This window comes from Streptomyces sp. PA03-1a (assembly GCF_033792805.1).
Classification (GTDB): Bacteria; Actinomycetota; Actinomycetes; order Streptomycetales; family Streptomycetaceae; genus Actinacidiphila.
Genome location: NZ_JARAVO010000464.1, coordinates 1 through 1,828, shown reverse-complemented (window position 1 = coordinate 1,828; position 1,828 = coordinate 1). Strand labels below are relative to the sequence as shown.

The following is a 1,828-nucleotide window of genomic DNA, read 5'->3' as shown; positions in this document are numbered from 1 at the left end:
CGCCCGGCCCCCGGCAGCCCAGGCGCCCCCGCGGCGACTGCTCGCCCGGCTGTCGCCGTACGCCTACATCGCGCCGTTCTTCGCGCTCTTCGCCGCGTTCGGGCTGTTCCCGCTGCTCTACACCGCGTACGTCTCCCTCTACCGCGTCGAGCTCCAGACCCCCGGCGCGATGGAATGGCGGGGCCTGGACAACTACACCGCGCTCCTGCACGACGACTTCTTCTGGACCGCGCTGCGCAACACCTTCACCATCGGGGTCGTCTCCACCGTGCCGCAACTGCTCATGGCGCTCGGCCTCGCCCACCTGCTCAACTACAAGCTGCGGGGCCGGACCTTCTTCCGGGTCACGATGCTCCTGCCGTACGCCACGTCCGTTGCCGCCGCGACCCTGGTCTTCGCCCAGCTCTTCGGCCGCGACTTCGGCCTGGTCAACTGGCTGCTCGGGCTTGCCGGCATCGGGCCCGTCGACTGGCAGTCCGGGACCGTCGCCTCGCAGATCGCGGTGTCCACGATCGTCACCTGGCGGTGGACCGGCTACAACGCGCTCATCTACCTCGCCGGGATGCAGTCCATCCCCGGGGACCTGTACGAGGCCGCCGAACTCGACGGCGCCTCGCGGTGGCGGCAGTTCCTCCACGTCACCCTGCCCGGCCTGCGGCCCACGATCCTCTTCACGATCGTGGTCTCCACGATCGGCGCCACCCAGCTCTTCGGCGAGCCGCTGCTGTTCGAGGGGAGCATCTCGGGCGGCATCTCCCACCAGTACCAGACCCTCGGCCTCTACATGTACGAGCAGGGCTGGGGCTACTTCCACCTGGGCCGCGCCGCCGCCATCGCCTGGGTGATGTTCGTCCTCATCGTCCTGCTCGTGCTGCTCAACACCGCGCTGGCACGGCACCGTTCACGGAAGGGGACCCGTCGATGAGCGCGCTCCTCACACGGCCGCGACCCGGCCGCGACGCCGGGACCGCACGCCCCCTGCCCCGCCTGCGCTCCGCCCGGGCGGGCCGGCAGCACCACGGCGGCCGTCTCGCCTACGCCCTTCTGATCGTCGCGGCGGCGATCTCCGCCTTCCCCTTCTACTGGACGATCGTCGCCGCGACCCGGTCCAACGCGGAGCTGGCCGCCAGCCCGCCGTCGCTGCTGCCCGGCGGCAACCTCGTGCACAACTTCCGGCAGGTGCTGGAACAGGCCGACATCGGCAAGGCCCTGCTCAACTCACTGATCGTCTCCGGGTCGGTGACCGTCGGAACCGTCCTGTGCTCCACGCTCGCCGGGTTCGCCTTCGCGAAACTGCGCTTCCGGGGCCGCAACGCGCTGCTCACCCTGACGGTCGGCACGATGATGATCCCGCCCCAGCTGGGCGTCATCCCGCTCTTCATGCTCATCGCGGAGCTGCACTGGGTGAACCAGCTCCAGTCCGTCATCCTCCCCGGACTCGTCTCGGCCTTCGGGGTCTTCTTCATGCGGCAGTACCTCGCGCAGTCGCTGCCGGACGAGCTGATCGAGGCCGGCCGCGTCGACGGCGCCTCGACGGCGCGGATCTTCTGGAGCATCGTCGTGCCCATCGCCCGGCCGGGGATGGCGGTGCTGGGGATGCTCACGTTCATGGCGTCCTGGAACGACTTCTTCTGGCCGATCATCGCGCTCACGTCGCAGGAGCCCACGGTGCAGGTCGCCTTGCGGCAGCTGGGCGGGGGGTACGTGCACGACCAGTCGGTGATCATGGCGGGCACGCTGCTGGGGACGGTGCCGGTGCTGGTGGTTTTCGGGGTGCTGGGGCGGCAGATCGTGGGCGGGATCATGCAGGGGGCGGTGAAGGGTTGAC

Annotated in this window: 2 protein-coding genes; both read left to right on the top strand. The window is 69.9% G+C overall.

Annotated elements, in window-relative coordinates:
* Positions 1-37 precede the first annotated feature (37 nt).
* On the top strand, positions 38-925 hold the full coding sequence (locus PV341_RS44905; protein WP_500361013.1) for a carbohydrate ABC transporter permease: 888 nt from the start codon (positions 38-40) through the stop codon (positions 923-925).
* Positions 922-1,827 (top strand): carbohydrate ABC transporter permease, encoded by a 906-nt coding sequence (locus PV341_RS44900; RefSeq protein WP_500321709.1) that lies wholly within the window; start codon positions 922-924, stop codon positions 1,825-1,827. Before PV341_RS44905 ends, PV341_RS44900 begins: the two co-directional genes overlap by 4 nt.
* The last annotated feature ends 1 nt before the right edge of the window (position 1,828 follow it).

Excerpts from the sequence above, each read along its gene's own strand:
- PV341_RS44900 (WP_500321709.1), top strand. The coding sequence starts at position 922 with ATGAGCGCGCTCCTCACACGGCCGCGACCCGGCCGCGACGCCGGGACC.